Origin of the sequence: Flavobacterium cryophilum, assembly GCF_048286555.1 — a bacterium.
In the GTDB taxonomy this organism is placed as follows: domain Bacteria; phylum Bacteroidota; class Bacteroidia; order Flavobacteriales; family Flavobacteriaceae; genus Flavobacterium.
The window spans coordinates 1-17,980 of the sequence record NZ_JBLVPZ010000015.1 but is presented as its reverse complement, the minus strand read 5'-3'; the positions used below and the strand labels follow the sequence as shown (position 1 = coordinate 17,980).

The window sequence follows — 17,980 nt, the reverse complement described above, 5'->3', positions numbered from 1 at the left end:
TTTTGGGATTTAGTAAATCGGTATTTTTTTCGTATTTTTGCAAAAATTTTATAAAAAAAAACATTCATGTTAACAGTAAATAATTTATCAGTTCAGTTTGGCAAACGAATTTTGTTTGACGAAGTAAATACTACCTTCACACACGGTAATATCTATGGAGTTATCGGAGCCAATGGCGCTGGGAAATCTACTTTTCTTAAAATAATTGCAGGTGAAATGGATCCAACATCGGGACATATTCATTTGGAACCAGGAAAACGTATGTCGGTTTTGAACCAAAACCATAATATGTTTGATGAAAGTACCGTTCTTGAGACCGTTATAATGGGGAATAAAACCTTGTATGCGATTAAAAAAGAAATGGATGCTTTATATTTAGATTATAATGATTCAAATGCCGACAGAATAGGGGAACTGCAGGTGCAATTTGAAGAAATGAACGGTTGGAATGCTGATTCAGATGCTGCATCAATGTTGTCTAATCTTGGAATTGCCGAAGATCATCATTATACATTAATGGGAGATTTGGAAGGTAAAATAAAAGTTCGGGTCCTTTTGGCGCAAGCACTTTTTGGAAATCCGGATTTACTTATCATGGATGAGCCTACCAATGATTTGGATTTTGAAACCATCGCTTGGTTAGAGAATTTCTTGTCTACCTATGAGAATACAGTAATTGTAGTTTCTCACGACAGACACTTTTTGGATTGCGTTTGTACTCATATTTCTGATATTGATTTTAGTAAAATAAACCATTATTCCGGAAATTATACTTTCTGGTATGAATCCAGCCAATTAGCAGCTAAACAACGTGCACAACAAAATAAAAAAGCAGAAGAAAAGAAACAAGAGCTAGAGGAATTCATACGTCGTTTTAGCGCGAATGTGGCCAAATCAAAACAAGCTACTTCTCGTAAAAAAATGATTAGTAAGTTGAATATTTCAGATATAAAACCATCGAGTCGTCGTTATCCAGCTATTATTTTTGATCAAGAGCGTGAAGCTGGAGATCAAATTTTAAATGTCCAAAATTTAAGTGCTTCAATAGATGGGGATATTTTATTTAAAGGGGTTGATTTAAATATGGCCAAAGGGGATAAAATTGTTCTTTTCTCAAAAGATTCACGTGCAACAACTGCTTTTTACGAAATTTTAAATGGAAACCAAAAAGCAGATTCAGGTGTTTATGATTGGGGAGTTACTACAAACCAAGCGTATTTGCCAGTTGAAAATCATTCGTTTTTCGAGAGTGATTATTCTTTAGTTGACTGGTTACGTCAATGGGTAAAAACAGAAGAAGAGCGTGACGAGGTAAATATTCGTAGTTTTCTTGGGAAAATGATTTTCTCTGGTGAAGAAGCATTGAAAACCTGTCGAGTATTATCCGGAGGAGAGAAAGTACGTTGTATGTTGTCTCGTATGATGATGGAAAGAGCAAATGTTTTAATGCTTGATGAACCTACAAATCACCTAGATTTAGAGTCTATTACAGCTTTTAATAATTCGTTGAAAAATTTTAAAGGTTCTGTTATTTTCACTACTCATGATCATGAGTTTGCTCAAACGGTTGGTAATAGAGTGATCGAATTAACACCTAATGGAGCAATTGACCGTTACATGACGTTTGATGATTATCTTGAGGATGAAAAAGTTCAGGAATTGAGAGTTAAGATGTATTCTTAAAAAAATAAATAGAAAAAGGCGATTGTTTCAAATAAACAATCGCCTTTTTTTTATGACTATAGCGTGGAATCGATTATTTCTAATTACACGTTAAACCTAAAATAGGAGCAGGAGCAACATTAGAATTATTTGTTGATACAGACCAGCTTCCAGTAATAGTACCACCTGTATTTGTAGAATTCCAAGCAACTCTTATTTTTATTTCGGAACATTTCGAAATACCTCCTTCAACTTTTATTATTCTGTTTGAACTTCCACCAGGTGTAGACTGCGTAGTTTTTATATTAGTGCCGCCTGTAACCGTTACCACAGCATCGGCGCCTGTAAAATTAGTCAAACCTCCTTGAATTTTAAAGTAAGATAAATCTGTATCAGAGATAAACGTATACAGTACTTCACGGGATTGACCACACGATATAGCCTCAGCTGTAAAGGAAGTTACACAATCAGTACACAAACCAAAAAGGCTGTAATTTACATTAAAAGAGGCTTGAGGTCCATTTCCTGAAATTTGTAAAGCAAAACTTTTAACGTCACATGCTTTCCATCCTGCACTTAAGGGAATAGTTAAGGCTCCCCATGTATTTTCAGCAACACTACCACCAGTCCATGATGAAATGCCATTGATTACTAAATCACTCCAACCATTAGAACTTTTTACTTTTAAAATAAAATCAGTAGCAGTATTATAATATTCGATGTCTACGGTTTTACTGAACTTATCATTATTGGGACCACCCCATTTAACAATTTGTTGTTCTGTCGTTTTAAAATAAGGACTGTCTGCTTTAATACAATCAATACTACAAGTACCGCTAGATATTTTAGTGGAAACAGGTGTTGTTGTTTTTAATATGCTACTTGTTTTTTTATTAGTTGCAGCTTCAGTTGTTGTTGTCGTCAATTCGTCAGTTTGACAAGAGTACATAAAGGTAAAAAAGATAAGTAGGTAAGAAATTTTCATGAAGACTTGAGATTTTAGGGCAATTTTTTTCATATTTAAATTTTTAAATTGTTAAACTTTTTGTTAAATTATTAAAAATTAGGGTACAAAAAAATGAAAATTAACTTATTCTATGAAGAGACCATTATATTCGATTAAAGACGTTTATTAGAAAAAAAATTATAGGATTTTTAAGACTAAATAATATTTTAAAAACTTGTATATTGCTAAAAGTAAGACAGTAGTGTCTAAAAAAACATGGTACAAAAAAAGCCATCGAAAATGGACTTTCGGGATGGCTTTTATGTTATAAATAGAACGTTTTGGATACTGAACTAGAAATGATAATATTATTTTTTATTTACTTCTTCCAAAAATCTTACTTACAATAAAAATAATGATGGCTATTACTGCGATCACAATAAAAACACCAACACCAACTCCCGCTTTAAATATACCTTCTATAATTGAACAACTTGTAAACGATAGCAATACTACTAAAAGCATTAACAATCTGGTTAGTTTTTTTTGCATGATTTTTATCTTTAATTAGAAGTATAAAATTACTAAAATGAATTGCTTATTTGTTATATAATTTATATTCTTTATTGCGAAATTTTTTAATAGTATCAAAAAAAATTACAAAATGCATTTTTATAGCTATTTTAATGCTCCTTTTTATCACAAGAAACTATTTTTGAATTACCGATTTTCTATGAGATTTAACTAGAGGGACATTACCTTACATTATACCTCTCCCGGAATAGAAGTGGTAAATATTTTTCGCAGTTTGCCATTATGTCTATGATGTTTGCAATGTTACTTACATCATGCAATCTTAATTAGTTCCTTACCGTAGGATCAATAGGGACTGGGATTTTTTGAATCTACGGAAGCAACATATTGTTAGTGAATACGTATCATTTATTATCTAATTTATATTTTGTCTAGATGGCTTAAAACACATAAACCAAGACTTTTATAAAGTATTTGGCATAAAGTTACATGGATTTCTTGGCGCAAATAAAAAATGCCTCTATTTTCTCTCTTTATAATTATAAAATCATAAATGGGAATTCGTATATTTGCAAAACCAAACAACACACTTTACAATGAGTCAAAAAGTATTACTTACTGCAAAAGAAGTTACTATCATATTACATCGTTTGGCCTGTCAATTAATTGAAAAACACTTAGATTTTTCAGATACGATTTTAGTGGGTATTCAACCAAGAGGCGTTTTTTTAGCCGAACGGTTGAAAGAATTATTAGAAAACGAATACCAAACACCTGAAATTCAATTGGGCTATTTGGATATCACATTTTTCAGAGATGATTTTCGAAGAACAGATAAGCCATTAGAAGCAAATAAAACTAAGATTAATTTTATCGTTGAAAACAAGAAAGTTATTTTCATTGATGATGTTTTATTTACCGGACGAAGCATTCGATCGGCTTTGACTGCCATTCAATCTTTTGGGAGACCCTCAGAAATTGAACTTCTGGTTTTGATTGACAGACGTTTTAGCCGCAATTTACCTATTCAACCAGATTACAGAGGAAGACAAGTAGATGCCATAAATAACGAAAAAGTGAAAGTGAGTTGGAAAGAAAATGAAGGTGAAGATGGTGTATATTTAATTACAAGTTAGATCATACTAGTTTAAAAATCTAACATTAAAAACTAATAATCGTAAAAAGAAATGAAAGAATTAAGCGTAAATCATTTATTAGGAATAAAATACATCAACAAGAATGATATTGACCTAATTTTTGAAACAGCCGATCATTTTAAAGAAGTTATCAATCGACCAATTAAAAAAGTACCTTCCTTACGAGATATTACCATTGCTAATATTTTTTTTGAAAATAGCACCAGAACAAAACTTTCTTTTGAATTAGCTCAAAAACGTTTGTCTGCGGATGTAATTAGCTTTTCGGCGGCACAATCTTCAGTTAAAAAAGGTGAAACACTAATAGATACCGTTAATAATATTCTTTCGATGAAAGTAGATATGGTGGTAATGCGACATGCTAATCCTGGAGCTGCTTATTTTCTCTCCAAAAACGTAAAAGCCAGCATTGTAAATGCGGGAGACGGCGCACACGAGCATCCTACTCAAGCCTTATTGGACAGTTATTCAATTAGAGAAAAATTAGGAGAAATAGCCAGAAAAAAAGTAGTTATCGTAGGTGATGTTTTACACTCTAGAGTTGCCCTGTCCAATATATATGCGTTGCAAATGCAGGGAGCAGAGGTAAAAGTTTGCGGACCAAAAACCCTGATTCCTAGGTATATTGAGTCGCTTGGTGTAACGGTAGAGTCTAATTTAAGAAAAGCCCTCGAATGGTGTGATGTGGCGAACATGTTACGCGTGCAAAACGAGAGAATGGATGTGAATTATTTTCCATCAACAAGGGAATACGCTCAACAATATGGAGTAGATAAAACGCTTTTGGATTCCTTGAATAAAGAAATTATAATAATGCATCCCGGACCCATCAACCGTGGTGTCGAAATTACAAGTGAGGTGGCCGATTCACAACAATCAGTGATTTTAAACCAAGTAGAAAATGGGGTGGCAATTAGAATGGCCGTAATTTATCTTTTAGCATCAAAAATTCAGTAATTTAATATAAAACTTTGTAAATTAGCTATTTATAAACTTCTCTGCCTTGAGTAGACTTAGAAATTAAAAAAGATGAAAGTAGATCAAAAAGGACACACAATTAGCATTAGAGATACACAAGGTGATTTCACCTCTTTTTTAATGAAGGTTACGCATCAATATAAGACATTTGAGAAGCATAATTTGATCATAGATCTTTTATTGTATAAAGATTTACAGGCGGGTAATATGAAATTATTTATGCCTTTATCTAATCTTCATAAAAAAGCTAAAAAATCATTTGTTATCGTTACTTCGGATTTTGATTATAATGCAATTCCTGAAAAATTGACTGTTGTCCCTTCTTTATTAGAAGCACATGATATTATTGAAATGGAAGAGATTGAAAGGGATTTAGGTTTTTAAAATATCTTGATGGATTTTTATAGCAATAAAAAAAGCGGATTTATTTTAACAATTACTTTAGAATGCTTTGTGATTTAACTGTTGGGTAATCTATAAAAATGTTTTTAACAACAAACATTTTACTAGCTATTAGGGAATAGTGACCAATTCATTTTTAGCGATCGTTATAGCGTTGCAAATCAAAAAATACAACAAGGAAAAGAGTAGTGATAGTTTAAAATTTACATAAGAATGACAAAATGTAAATGTGCTATTTTAATTCTTTCCTAACTTTTAAATTGAAATTAAAAATTGAAACTAACAATTCTTGGTTGCTATGCAGCCACACCCCGAACGTTTACGAATCCAACTTCCCAAATTTTAGAAATAAAAAATAGAATTTTTCTGATTGATTGTGCTGAAGGAACCCAAGTACAATTGCGAAAAAATAAAATTCGATTTTCTAAAATTAATCACATCTTCATTTCCCATTTACATGGAGATCACTTTTTTGGATTAATAGGAGTGGTGTCTACTTTCACTTTACTGAACAGGACATCTGATTTACATATATATGGTCCAAAAGGAATTCAAGAAATCATCAAATTACAGTTGAGATTATCTAATTCTTGGACTAATTATGGTTTGTTTTTTCATGAATTAGAATCCAATGATAGTGAGATAATTTATGAAGATGATAAAGTTTTGGTAAAAACCATTCCGTTAAAGCATCGTGTTTATACAAATGGGTTTTTATTCCAAGAAAAAACGGGAGAGCGAAAACTTAACTTGGATGCCGTTCAAAATTATGAAATTGAGACCTGTTATTATCAAAAAATAAAAAACGGAAAAGACATTATTTTAGAAAGTGGTCAAGTGATTGAAAATGACAAATTAACATTTGATCCTATTCCCGCAAAAAATTATGCCTTTTGTTCTGATACTGCCTATAGCGAAGCTATAATTCCAATAATTAAAAATATTGATGTTTTATACCACGAATCAACTTTCCTGCAATCAGAAGAACATTTGGCTAAAAAGACATTGCATTGCACTGCAAAAGAAGCGGCTACGATTGCTTTAAAATCTAATGCAAAGCAATTAATTTTAGGGCATTATTCTACTCGTTATAAAAATATTGAACTTTTTAAAGAAGAAGCAGAAACTATTTTTCCCGCAGTACTCTTAGCCGACGATGGAAAAAGCTTTGAGTTTTAAATAAAAATAATTTGTTTACTTCATCTGAACTTACATTTGGATATGTAAATCTTTCTAAATTGAGTCATTCAAATTTCGAATAATCTTAAAATACAAAACATGAACGATTTAAGTGATTACAGAAAATCTTACGAAAAAAGTGAGCTATTAGAATCAAATATTCCTGAAGATCCAATAAACTTGTTTAACAGATGGTTTCATGAAGTAGAGGATTTTGGCGGGGACAGCGAAGTTAATGCTATGACAGTAGCTACAATAGGTTTAGATGGATTCCCAAAAGCCAGAGTTGTTTTGTTGAAAAAATTTAATGAAGAAGGATTTATTTTTTATACCAATTATAATTCTGAAAAGGGTAGGGCGATTACTCAAAATCCTAAAATCTGTCTTTCATTTTTTTGGCACACGATGGAGCGTCAAGTAATTATTAAAGGTATAGCGCATAAAACTACGGAATCGATTTCAGATAATTATTTTGAATCCAGACCTGAAGGAAGTAAATTAGGAGCAATAGTTTCTAACCAAAGTGAAGTGATTCCTTCTCGTGAATATTTAGAAAAAAATCTTAGAAAGCTAGAAAAGGATTTTAATAGTATTGAAATTCCTAGACCTAAACATTGGGGAGGATTTTTGGTAACTCCTTTAGAGGTAGAGTTTTGGCAAGGAAGACCTAACAGGTTGCATGATAGAATTCGATATTCTAGTCAAAAAAATTACTCTTGGAAAATTGAACGACTATCTCCGTAAAGTAAGAAATATCTTTGTAAGTAGTTAATAATGTGTATTTTAACGGTTTTTTGTGTTGTAGTTAGGTATTATGTCATGTAAGTTTGCAGACGACATATTTTAAACTTAAACTACTATTATTTTGAAATTAAATTTTTTTAGAGCACGATTGTTCATTTTTGTGCTATTTACAATGAATTCCTGTTCTACTGAAGCTGTTCCTGTAGAACCAACAACAGTTACTTCTCCAACACCAACACCAACACCGACACCGACACCGACACCACCAGTTTCAAATGTGGTACCGCCTACAACGGATGCTAGCACATATTCCTATAACGCTATCGAAACAGAAACTTTGAATTTGATAAATGCTTATAGAGTTCGTATTGGGTTAAAAATGTTATTAAAAACAGACTATATATCTAATAAAGCGCAAGAGCATGACAACTATATGATTGTCAATAATGTATTAAATCATGATGGTTTTGATGCACGTTCCCAAGATATTATGAATGTTTTAAGAGCTAAAAGTGTAGGAGAGAATGTCGCTTTTAATTACAATACAGCTCAGGCTGTTTTTGATGGCTGGTTGGCTAGTTCTGGTCATAAGGCAAATATTGAAGGTGATTTTACTCATTTTGGAATTTCAATACGAGTGGATTCAGCCGGGAAAAAATATTATACAAATATCTTTGCAAGAATATAATTAGATTTTTTTAGAATTTCGATGCTACTTTGCCTAAAGTAAATTACTTGTATTTTTAGAATAGTTATTAAACTTTTAAAATAATTATCTATATCATGAAAAGCTTAGAGAAACATCCATAAATGACTGTTGCTTTAAGCTTTACATTAATAAAAAGGCAATTGCTGTAAATTATCGAAATCTGTTGAGTTGATATTATTTTTACATTCTAGTCAAGAAAATTTTTCTTGGAAAATTGATCGATTGTCACCATAATGTAAGAAAATTATATGTTTAAGTCATTTTGTGATGTAGTTTGTCGATTATTTTTGGTAGTTTAACGATAAAATAGGTATGTTTGAATAAGAAACAAGAACATATTTTTTATTTATTAAAGAAGTTTGCCCCACAATCTACTTTAAACTTAAACTACTATATTATGAAGATAAAATTACTTCGTGCAGTATTGCTCCTTACTGTGATTTGCACTATGAATTCCTGTTCTTCAGATGATTCTGAAACTCAAACTACTGAAGCATCTGCACTAAAAGTAGTAAGTTATTCTTATAATTCCATAGAATTAGAAACAATGTCTTTAATCAATAAACACAGGGTTAGTATTGGATTAAAACCTTTGGAAAAAATCAATCTTATGTCTTTTAAATCAGAAGAGCATGTTAATTACATGATTGCTAATAATGTGGTTAATCATAATGATTTTGTAGCTCGTTCTGAAAATATCATTAAAACTTTAGGTGCTAAAACGGTAAGCGAAAATGTAGCTTACAATTATAACACTCCAGAGGCAGTTTTAGAAGCATGGTTAGCAAGTCCAAGTCATAAAGCTAATATTGAAGGTAATCACACCCATTTTGGAATTGCAATTAAAGAAAATCCTGTAAATGGTAGAAAGTATTACACCAATATCTTTGCAAAAATATAGTTAGAGTTTGTTTTTTATTATTAAAAGGCTGTCTTATCCCCAAAAGGCTGCCTTTTATATGTATATCAGAATTTGATAAATAACTAAAAAACGTTTAACTGATTCTAATTTAATTGTTTGAGCACAAAAGAGTTTGTTTTTAAGATCGTAGAGAGACAGTATATATAGTTTGTAAAGTAATTTCTTCTTATATAAAAAGTATCGTATATAAATTAGGCTGTCAGAATAAGACAGCCTAATAAATTTTTAAGATAATAATTACAAAGCAGTAATTATAAATTCGCTTCTTCTATTAAGTTGATGTTCATCTTCGTTACAAGTTACATTATCAGTACAGTTGTTTACCAATTGTGTTTCACCATATCCTTTACCTGTCAATCTGTTTGAATCTATTCCATTTTTAACTAACCAACTAATGGTTGATTTGGCTCTTCGTTCCGATAATGCTTCGTTGTATTTGAAAGTTTGTCTGCTGTCAGTATGAGAGCGAATGTCAATTTTCATCGTAGGGTTTTGATTTAAAACATCTAATATTTTTTCTAAATCCAGAGCTGCTTCTTCTCTAATATTCGATTTGTCTAAATCGAAATAAATCATTTTAATCCCAAAACATTTACCCAAATCATCGCCCACAGCAACTTGACATATTTCTTTTTCTAATGCAATTGGTAAATATGTTTTTCCAGTTGTTGTAGGGATTGTAATTTTCTCTTCTTTGGTTGTGTATTCTGGTTTTTCAGCTCTTAAATTGTACATTTTTCCACATTCAACTACAAAACTATACTTTCCTTTATCATCCGAAGTAACGGAATTGACAACCTTAAATTGATTGTCGTGTAAGGTTATTTTTGTGTTAGGAAGTATTTCTCCCGTTTTTACATCGGTGATTTCACCGTATAGGAATTGTTCACATATTAGTTTTCTTGTTTCCAAAAATTTATAGATGTCGTCATACCCTTGACCGCCGTCTCTATTGGAAGTAAAAAAACCTCTCCTCGATTTTGTATCGATTAGATACGCAAAATCATCTTTAGGAGAGTTCACATCGGCACCTACATTTTGAACTTCACTAAAAGAAAGATCTTCCTTTATTTTAGACATAAAGACATCTAATCCTCCTAGTCCAGGATGTCCATCCGATGCGAAATATATTTCATTTTCATCATTAATAAAAGGAAAAGTTTCTCTTCCTTCGGTATTAATTGTATTCCCTAAATTTTCAGGAGTTCCAAAAGTACCATCTTCATTTATCATTACTTTGAATAAATCAGACTGTCCTAATGATCCGGGCATATTAGAGGCAAAATACAATGTTTTTCCATCAGGACTTAGAGCAGGATGTGCCGTACTGTAATTGTCACTGTCAAAAGGCAGTTCGGTCACATTTGTCCATTTCTCATTCTCCAAAGTGGCTTTGTATATTTTTATTAAAGTAATTTTATTTCCATCTTTTCCTTTTTTACCATCTAAATAGTTGTTTCGTGTAAAGTACATGGTTTTTCCATCGCTGCTAAAAGTAGGAGTAGATTCGTGAAACTTGGAATTAACATTTGCATCAAACTTTTCTGGAGTACTAGGGGCCATGTCTTGGCCTAAATCAGCCGTGTATAAGTTTGTAAAATATTGATTAGTCCATTTGTGTTTTCTTTGTCCAAGACTTCCAGTATCTCTCGCTGAAGCAAAAACTAATTTATTGGAATATAGTGCAGTCCCGTAATCAGAATAGATAGAGTTTATTCCAGCATCTTCAATTTTATACCTTCCGGAATTTGCTTTTATAGCTTCTAAATAATTGGTATTTTTTTTAAAGAGTTTCCCTCTACTATCGTTTCCTGATTTTTGATTGAACAGTTCCATCATTTCATTTGCCTTATCATTTTGATCGATTGATCTTAAAGACTGAGCATAACGGTAATAATATTCAGGTTCTAAATTAGAGGTATCCATAGTAAATAATTCACCGTACCATTTCGCAGCTTTATCGAGGTCCGCATTAAAGTAGTAGGCATTACCCAATTTTTTAAACAGATCGGCTGATTTATATCCTTTTTCAGCAACTCTTTCATACGTTTTGATGGCATCTACATAGGCATAGCCGTCATACTTTTTATCGGCTGTAGCCAATTTCGCTTTTTGAGAATAAATGTTAATAGAAAAAACACTTACTATTGTTATGTAAAGAAGTATATTTTTTTTCATAATAATTGTTTTTAAAAGAATCTTGGAGTTATAATTTTACCATTATTTTTAAATATTTCATAACGTAAAAATATTTCATGAGAACCGGAATTATAATTATTCAAGTTAGTAGTTTCATAATCGTAACCATACCCTATATACATTCCATTAGAAACTTGAAATCCAACCATTGCACTTACTGCTGCAGACCATCGATAAGCGATTCCTACAACAAACTTATCGTTGAACATAAAATTACCCGATACATCCACTTGAAGAGGTGCGCCTTCAACTATTTTAGAAAGTACGGCGGGTTTAAATTTAATTGAATTGTTTAAATCAAAAACATAACCCGCAATTAAGTAGTAATTAATTTTCTCTTTAAAAATAGCTACTTCATTATCATCGTAACGCTTGCTTTCAATGAAATTAGGAACTGAAAACCCGATGTAAGCTTTGTCAGAATGTAAATAAACTCCCGCTCCAATGTTTGGAGTAAATTTATTGTTGAAATCATGTAGACTAGGATCATCATCAACAGGGTTTAATCGGTTTACATCTAAATTAAAAAAGTTAGCAGTTGCCTTGATACCAAAAGATAGTTTAAAGATTTTAGATGTAGGAACCGTGTATGATAAATCAGCTGAAATAGTATTCTCAGTTGTAGGACCAATTTTATCATTTATGAGCGATACCCCCAACCCTAAATTACTGCTGTTAAGGGGAGTATTTACAGACACAGCGTTAGTAACTGGGGCACCATCAAGTCCTACCCATTGCGTACGGTGTAATGCAAAAATACTTAAGGCTCCTCTAGATCCTGCATAAGCTGGATTAATATTTATTGTGTTGTACATATATTGAGTAAATTGAGCATCTTGTTGCGCAAAACTTACTATGGCTGTAAACATCAAAACGAAAGAAAATAATTTTGTTTTCATAGTAGATATTTATTATTTAAATTATCTATCGAACTCATTTATAAGAATCCGGGAGGTCAGTTGATAAATTTGATAACTGTTATCAGTTAGTTGAAAAAGGGCAATTATTATTATTATTATTATTATTATTATTATTATTATTATTATTATTTATACCTGGAGACAAAAGTCTTCAGGTATAAATTTCATTATTTAGTAAGGTATAAATACCCGTCTTTTTTATTCGTTAAAATTTTTCCGTCATTATCAACCGAAGTATAGCTCAAGATGTAAAAGTAAGTACCAGTAGGTAACCCGGAAGATCCACTAATTGTTGCTCTACCTTCTGACAGCCCTTTAAATGCTTTGTCAGTATTGTTATATCCCTTTGTTTCAAAAACCAGAACACCCCAACGGTTGTAAATTTCAACAGTGTTCTCTGGATAACAAATGGTATCATCAATATTGTCGATTACAAAGATCTCATTGATTCCATCTCCATTTGGAGAGAAGGCATTGTGAACTAATACAGTTCCACAAGCTAATACAATACCACCACAGCCGGTATCTATAGTCATTATAATTCTTATAGTTTCAGAACAAGCATTGTTAATTTTATATTCAAATGTATAATTTAAACCAGTAAGTCCAGAAGCATTAAAAATGTCACCTTGTAATGCACCAGAATTGTTTACGTCAATCCAAGTTCCATTTGTAGCTGTACCCACTGGCAAAAGCGCTCTAAGATTGGCCGTTGTAATTTCTCCGCTATTGCAAATTGAACCGTTTATAGTGACAATAGTATTAGAAATAGCGACATTGATGATTTGAATAAATTCAGATGCATTTCCACAAGTATCTGCAACCGACCATTTTCTAACAATTGAATAGGAATTGTCAGTTTTGTTAATAATGGTTTCTGTATATATTGCTGTTGTTACACTAGAACAATTGTCTATAAATAAAAGTTCAGGTTTTGCTGGAATTGCATTACAAGTAACATTTACTGTTGGATTGAAGACAGTAGTTGTAGTGGGGCCAGTAGTATCAATTACATTAATTATTTGTGAAGCTGTTGCTTTATTTCCACAAACATCAGTCGCAGTCCATGTACGCGTTAGCGTATAAGAGCCGGCACATAACCCTGCAGTAGTTGTTTGATTGTAAGTTACAGCAGCATTACTGCAATTATCAGTAGCCGTTAGCGTAGCAGCAGTTGGAACAGCACCACATTGAACAGTTACATTTGCGGGTAAAGCTTCAACAAAAACAGGTGCTGTTGTATCTTTAACAGTCACAATTTGTGTATGTATTTTAGTAAGACCACAAGCATCTTTCGCAGTCCATGTGCGCGTTAGCGTATAAGAGCCGGCACATAACCCTGCAGTAGTTGTTTGATTGTAAGTTACAACCGCAGTACTACAATTATCAGTCGCCGTTAGCGTAGCAGCAGTTGGAACAGCACCACATTGAATGGTTACATTTGCTGGCAAAGCTTCAACAAATAAAGGTGCTGTTGTATCTTCAACAGTCACAATTTGTGTATGTGTTGTTGTAAGACCACAAGCATCTTTCGCAGTCCATGTACGCGTTAGTGTATAAGAGCCGGCACATAAGCCTGCAGTAGTTGTTTGATTGTAAGTTACAGCCGCATTACTACAATTATCAGTAGCCGTTAGCGTAGCAGCAGTTGGAACAGCACCACATTGAACAGCTACATTTGCTGGTAAAGCTTCAACAAAAACAGGAGCCGTTGTATCTTCAACGGTCACAATTTGTGTATGTATTGTAGTAAGACCACAAGCATCTTTCGCAGTCCATGTGCGCGTTAGCGTATAAGAGCCGGCACATAAGCCTGCAGTAGTTGTTTGATTGTAAGTTACAGCCGCATTACTACAATTATCAGTAGCCGTTAGCGTAGCAGCTGTTGGAACAGCACCACATTGAACAGTTACATTTGCTGGTAAAGCTTCAACAAAAACAGGAGCCGTTGTATCTTCAACAGTCACAATTTGTGTATGTATTTTAGTAAGACCACAAGCATCTTTCGCAGTCCATGTACGCGTTAGCGTATAAGAGCCGGCACATAAGCCTGCAGTAGTTGTTTGATTGTAAGTTACAGCCGCATTACTACAATTATCAGTAGCCGTTAACGTAGCAGCAGTTGGAACAGCACCACATTGAATGGTTACATTTGCTGGCAAAACTTCAACAAATACAGGTGCTGTTGTATCTTCAATAGTCACAATTTGTGTGTGTATTGTACTAAGACCACAAGCATTTTTCGCAGTCCAGGTGCGTGTAAGCATATAAGAGCCGGCACATAACCCCGCAGTAGTTGCTTGATTGTAAGTTACAGTAACATCATTACAATTATTAGTAGCGGTTAGGGTGGCAGCAGTTGGAATAGTCCCACATTGAACAGTTACATTCGCTGGCAAAGCTTCAACAAATACAGGAGCCATTGTATCTATCGTTCTGATCAAGTTTTGTGTCACATTGATTGTGTTTCCACATGTATCCGTCACGCTATATGTTCTGACTGTAGTTTCGGTGCAACCCACTAAAACAGCAGCACTATCATTTACAAAAGCAACAACCGGAGTTGAACACGCATCGGCTTCATCCATTACCACAGTAATATCAGCAGCGGGGAAAGTTCCGTTGCAACCGGTGAGGGTAATGGCAGCTGGATTAGAAGCTGTAGGAGCCGTTGTATCTATCGTTCTAATCAAGTTTTGTGTCACATTGATTGTGTTTCCGCAAACATCCGTTACGCTATATGTTCTGATTGTAGTTTCGGTACAACCCACTAAAACAGCAGCACTATCATTTACAAAAGCAACAACCGGAGTTGAACATGCATCGGCTTCATCCATTACTACCGTAATATCAGCAGCAGGGAAAGTTCCATTGCAACCGTTAATGGTAATGGCAGCTGGATTAGAAGCTGTAGGAGCAGTTGTGTCTATCGTTCTGATTAAGTTTTGGGTCACATTGATTGTGTTTCCGCAAGCATCCGTTACGCTATATGTTCTGATCGTAGTTTCGGTACAACCCTCTAGAACGGTAGCACTATCATTTAGAAAAGCAACAACCGGAGTTGAGCACGCATCGGCTTCATCCATTACTACCGTAATATCAGCAGCAGGGAAAGTTCCGTTGCAACCGTCAATGGTAATGGCAGTAGGATTAGAAGCTGTAGGAGCCGTTGTATCTATCGTTCTGATTAAGTTTTGGGTCACGTTAATTGTGTTTCCGCAAGCATCCGTTACGCTATATGTTCGGATTGTAGTTTCGGTACAACCCTCTAAAACAGTAGCACTATCATTTACAAAAGCAACAACTGGAGTTGAACACACATCGGCTTCATTCATTACTACAGTAATATCAGCAGCAGGGAAAGTTCCGTTGCAACCGTCAATGGTAATGGCAGCAGGATTAGAAGCTGTAGGAGCCGTTGTATCTATCGTTCTGATTAAGTTTTGGGTCACATTAATGGTGTTTCCGCAAGTATCTGTAACGCTATATGTTCTAATTGTCGTTTCGGTACAACCCACTAAAACAGCAGCACTATCACTTACAAAAGCAACAACCGGAGTTGAACACGCATCGGCTTCATCCATTACTACAGTAATATCAGCAGCAGGGAAAGTTCCATTGCAACCGTCAAGCGAAATGGTAGCAGGGTTGGATGCAGTCGGAGGCGTTTTGTCTTGAATTTTTATCGTTTGAACTGCCGTAGAAAAGTTACCGCAGGCATCTGTAACGGTCCATGTTCTTGTAATAACTTTATTACTGGAACAGGAAAAAGTAGGTGTCAAACATACACTGTTAAAATTTATACTACCATTAACACTGGCTTGTTTTCTTGAATAGATAAACCAAGTACCATTCATTGGTCCAGTAAGATTTTCAAAGCTTGAAACATAAGATGTTAACCCAGTGATTGTATTTGGAGAAGTTGTCCCCCCGTTTGGAGTCATATTTTGATTTATTCCTTCCTGAATAAAATCGGCATTATTCCAACGGGGATAGCCAGAGCTATTTGGATAAAATGTAGGTAAATATAATTCTTTAGTATTTGAGTTTGTATCATCACAATTTCCACCAGAACAATATGGACCAACTAATATTACTCCTTGTCCACTAGGAGAAACTAAAGTGAATTCAGCTCTTCCCTTTCCTTGATTTGTTTCAAAAGATAAAGCTATTTTTTGAATATTACTTGCAGATAAATCATCAAATCCTGAAACTGTAAAGGGAAAATAAGTACCCTTTCCAGCATTTATTGATCCATTAGTTTCTGATGTTCCAAAACATTCTGTATCGATATAAGTTGCTTTTGGACTAGAATCGCAGGTATCATTTATGCTGGTAACATTACCAGTAATAGTTGGGTTCGTATTTGCTAAACAGTTCTCGTTACTATTTAGTGTAATGTTTGCTGGTGGTATAAAAGTAGGAGCAGTATTGTCTACAACAATAATTGTTTGACTTACTGTCGTACTATGATTACCACTTTCATCCGTGGCATCCCAAGTTATTGTTCTACTGTATGAACCTACACAATTACCTAAAGTTTTTACATCAGATATTTCATTCACAGTCGCTGCTGAGCAATAATCAGTCGCTGTTGGAGCGGTGAAGGAAGGCACTTCAGGGCAACTGATGGTTGTACTGGCACCCGCTAAACTAATAACAGGAGCCGTTGAATCTTCAACAGTAACTGCAGAAATTAACGATGTCTGTTCACAAAAAAATGTACTACTAGTTATTTTTACTTTATAATCTCCATTTTCTGTTACAATAAGGGATGATGCTGTTTGTCCACTAATTATTACATTGTTTTTGTACCACACATAAGTTGGAGAAATTGCATTTGTATTGGCATTTAATGTTGTTGTTAAACAAGCTGTCATTATTCCAGTAATATTTGCAGTAGGAGCTGCATTGATAGTCAATGTAACCGGAGTTCTTGTACTACTGGAACAAGTTCCATTAACAGCTTGTGCATAATAGGTTATGGTTCCCACCGCATTAAGTATAGGATTTGTTACCAATGTTCCAGCAGTAGCATCGGTATACCAAGTAATTGTACCACCGGTTGCAGTAGCCGTTAGCGTTTGAATAGGAGATACTTGACAAACAGTTTGATTTCCACCAGAAGTTGGAGCCATCGGAGCCGCATTGATGGTCAATGTAACCGGAGTTCTTGTACTACTGAAACAAGTTCCATTAGCAGTTTGTGCATAATAGGTTACCGTTCCCACTGTACTGAGGGTAGGATTTGTTACCAATGTTCCAGCAGTTGCATCGGTGTACCAAGTAATGGTACCACCTGTTGCAGTAGCCGTTAGTGTTTGAATAGGTGATGTTTGACAAACGGTTTGGTTTCCACCAGAAGTTGGAGCCACCGGAGCCGCATTGATAGTCAATGTAACAGGAGTTCTTGCAAGACAGGAACAAGTTCCATTAGCAGTTTGTGCATAATAGGTTACCGTTCCCACTGCATTAAGGGTAGGATTTGTTACCAATGTTCCAGCAGTTGCATCGGTATACCAAGTAATGGTACCACCTGTTGCAGTAGCCGTTAGCGTTTGAATAGGAGATGCTTGACAAACGGTCTGGTTTCCGCCAGAAGTTGGAGCCACCGGAGCCGCATTGATA

At 34.1% G+C, this 17,980-nt stretch carries 13 protein-coding genes; 8 read left to right on the top strand and 5 right to left on the bottom strand.

Annotated elements, in window-relative coordinates:
* Positions 1–66: 66 nt before the first annotated feature.
* Complete coding sequence (locus ACNQGJ_RS16180) at positions 67–1,683, top strand: ABC-F family ATP-binding cassette domain-containing protein (RefSeq protein WP_417971822.1); 1,617 nt, start codon at positions 67–69, stop codon at positions 1,681–1,683.
* A 79-nt stretch (positions 1,684–1,762) separates the two neighbouring features.
* Here the strand turns inward: ACNQGJ_RS16180 and ACNQGJ_RS16175 are convergent, their stop codons facing one another.
* Both ACNQGJ_RS16175 and ACNQGJ_RS16170 read right to left on the bottom strand, forming a co-directional pair.
* Positions 1,763–2,680: a hypothetical protein gene (locus ACNQGJ_RS16175; RefSeq protein WP_417971820.1), complete on the bottom strand. Its 918-nt coding sequence runs from the start codon at positions 2,678–2,680 to the stop codon at positions 1,763–1,765.
* Between the two features lie 303 nt (positions 2,681–2,983).
* The gene (locus ACNQGJ_RS16170; protein WP_417971818.1) at positions 2,984–3,160 is read right to left on the bottom strand and encodes a hypothetical protein; all 177 of its coding nucleotides are present in this window, start codon (positions 3,158–3,160) and stop codon (positions 2,984–2,986) included.
* A 578-nt stretch (positions 3,161–3,738) separates the two neighbouring features.
* Here ACNQGJ_RS16170 and pyrR point away from each other — a divergent pair.
* The 7 genes from pyrR (at position 3,739) to ACNQGJ_RS16135 (ending at position 9,212) form a co-directional block, all read left to right on the top strand.
* Positions 3,739–4,278, top strand: a complete 540-nt coding sequence (gene pyrR / locus ACNQGJ_RS16165; RefSeq protein WP_417971816.1) for a bifunctional pyr operon transcriptional regulator/uracil phosphoribosyltransferase PyrR — start codon at positions 3,739–3,741, stop codon at positions 4,276–4,278.
* Positions 4,279–4,329: 51 nt separating this feature from the next.
* Entirely contained in the window at positions 4,330–5,256 is a 927-nt protein-coding gene (locus ACNQGJ_RS16160) for an aspartate carbamoyltransferase catalytic subunit (protein WP_417971814.1), read from the top strand.
* A 72-nt stretch (positions 5,257–5,328) separates the two neighbouring features.
* Positions 5,329–5,661, top strand: a complete 333-nt coding sequence (locus tag ACNQGJ_RS16155) for a ribonuclease Z (RefSeq protein ID WP_417971812.1) — start codon at positions 5,329–5,331, stop codon at positions 5,659–5,661.
* 291 nt (positions 5,662–5,952) lie between these two features.
* The gene (locus ACNQGJ_RS16150; protein WP_417971810.1) at positions 5,953–6,858 is read left to right on the top strand and encodes a ribonuclease Z; all 906 of its coding nucleotides are present in this window, start codon (positions 5,953–5,955) and stop codon (positions 6,856–6,858) included.
* Positions 6,859–6,957: 99 nt separating this feature from the next.
* Positions 6,958–7,602: a pyridoxamine 5'-phosphate oxidase gene (pdxH, locus tag ACNQGJ_RS16145; protein WP_417971808.1), complete on the top strand. Its 645-nt coding sequence runs from the start codon at positions 6,958–6,960 to the stop codon at positions 7,600–7,602.
* Between the two features lie 172 nt (positions 7,603–7,774).
* Complete coding sequence (locus ACNQGJ_RS16140) at positions 7,775–8,290, top strand: CAP domain-containing protein (RefSeq protein ID WP_417971806.1); 516 nt, start codon at positions 7,775–7,777, stop codon at positions 8,288–8,290.
* A 418-nt stretch (positions 8,291–8,708) separates the two neighbouring features.
* A complete protein-coding gene (locus tag ACNQGJ_RS16135) occupies positions 8,709–9,212 on the top strand; it encodes a CAP domain-containing protein (protein ID WP_417971915.1) in 504 nt (167 codons plus the stop codon).
* A 258-nt stretch (positions 9,213–9,470) separates the two neighbouring features.
* On the opposite strand, the gene ACNQGJ_RS16130 is transcribed toward ACNQGJ_RS16135, so the two are convergent.
* The 3 genes from ACNQGJ_RS16130 to ACNQGJ_RS16120 form a co-directional block, all read right to left on the bottom strand.
* Positions 9,471–11,411, bottom strand: coding sequence for an OmpA family protein (locus ACNQGJ_RS16130; protein WP_417971804.1), 1,941 nt, complete (start codon positions 11,409–11,411; stop codon positions 9,471–9,473).
* 11 nt (positions 11,412–11,422) lie between these two features.
* On the bottom strand, positions 11,423–12,331 hold the full coding sequence (locus ACNQGJ_RS16125; protein ID WP_417971802.1) for a PorP/SprF family type IX secretion system membrane protein: 909 nt from the start codon (positions 12,329–12,331) through the stop codon (positions 11,423–11,425).
* A gap of 188 nt (positions 12,332–12,519) precedes the next feature.
* The coding region (locus ACNQGJ_RS16120; protein ID WP_417980391.1) for an Ig-like domain-containing protein at positions 12,520–17,980 on the bottom strand (5,461 nt) is incomplete at its 5' end.

What these genes read in the sequence shown, in the direction of transcription:
- ACNQGJ_RS16180 (WP_417971822.1), top strand. Translation starts at nt 67, where the DNA reads ATGTTAACAGTAAATAATTTATCAGTTCAGTTTGGCAAACGAATTTTG.
- ACNQGJ_RS16175 (WP_417971820.1), bottom strand. Translation starts at nt 2,680, where the DNA reads ATGAAAAAAATTGCCCTAAAATCTCAAGTCTTCATGAAAATTTCTTAC.
- ACNQGJ_RS16170 (WP_417971818.1), bottom strand. Translation starts at nt 3,160, where the DNA reads ATGCAAAAAAAACTAACCAGATTGTTAATGCTTTTAGTAGTATTGCTA.
- pyrR (WP_417971816.1), top strand. Translation starts at nt 3,739, where the DNA reads ATGAGTCAAAAAGTATTACTTACTGCAAAAGAAGTTACTATCATATTA.
- ACNQGJ_RS16160 (WP_417971814.1), top strand. Translation starts at nt 4,330, where the DNA reads ATGAAAGAATTAAGCGTAAATCATTTATTAGGAATAAAATACATCAAC.
- ACNQGJ_RS16155 (WP_417971812.1), top strand. Translation starts at nt 5,329, where the DNA reads ATGAAAGTAGATCAAAAAGGACACACAATTAGCATTAGAGATACACAA.
- pdxH (WP_417971808.1), top strand. Translation starts at nt 6,958, where the DNA reads ATGAACGATTTAAGTGATTACAGAAAATCTTACGAAAAAAGTGAGCTA.
- ACNQGJ_RS16140 (WP_417971806.1), top strand. Translation starts at nt 7,775, where the DNA reads ATGAATTCCTGTTCTACTGAAGCTGTTCCTGTAGAACCAACAACAGTT.
- ACNQGJ_RS16135 (WP_417971915.1), top strand. Translation starts at nt 8,709, where the DNA reads ATGAAGATAAAATTACTTCGTGCAGTATTGCTCCTTACTGTGATTTGC.
- ACNQGJ_RS16130 (WP_417971804.1), bottom strand. Translation starts at nt 11,411, where the DNA reads ATGAAAAAAAATATACTTCTTTACATAACAATAGTAAGTGTTTTTTCT.
- ACNQGJ_RS16125 (WP_417971802.1), bottom strand. Translation starts at nt 12,331, where the DNA reads ATGAAAACAAAATTATTTTCTTTCGTTTTGATGTTTACAGCCATAGTA.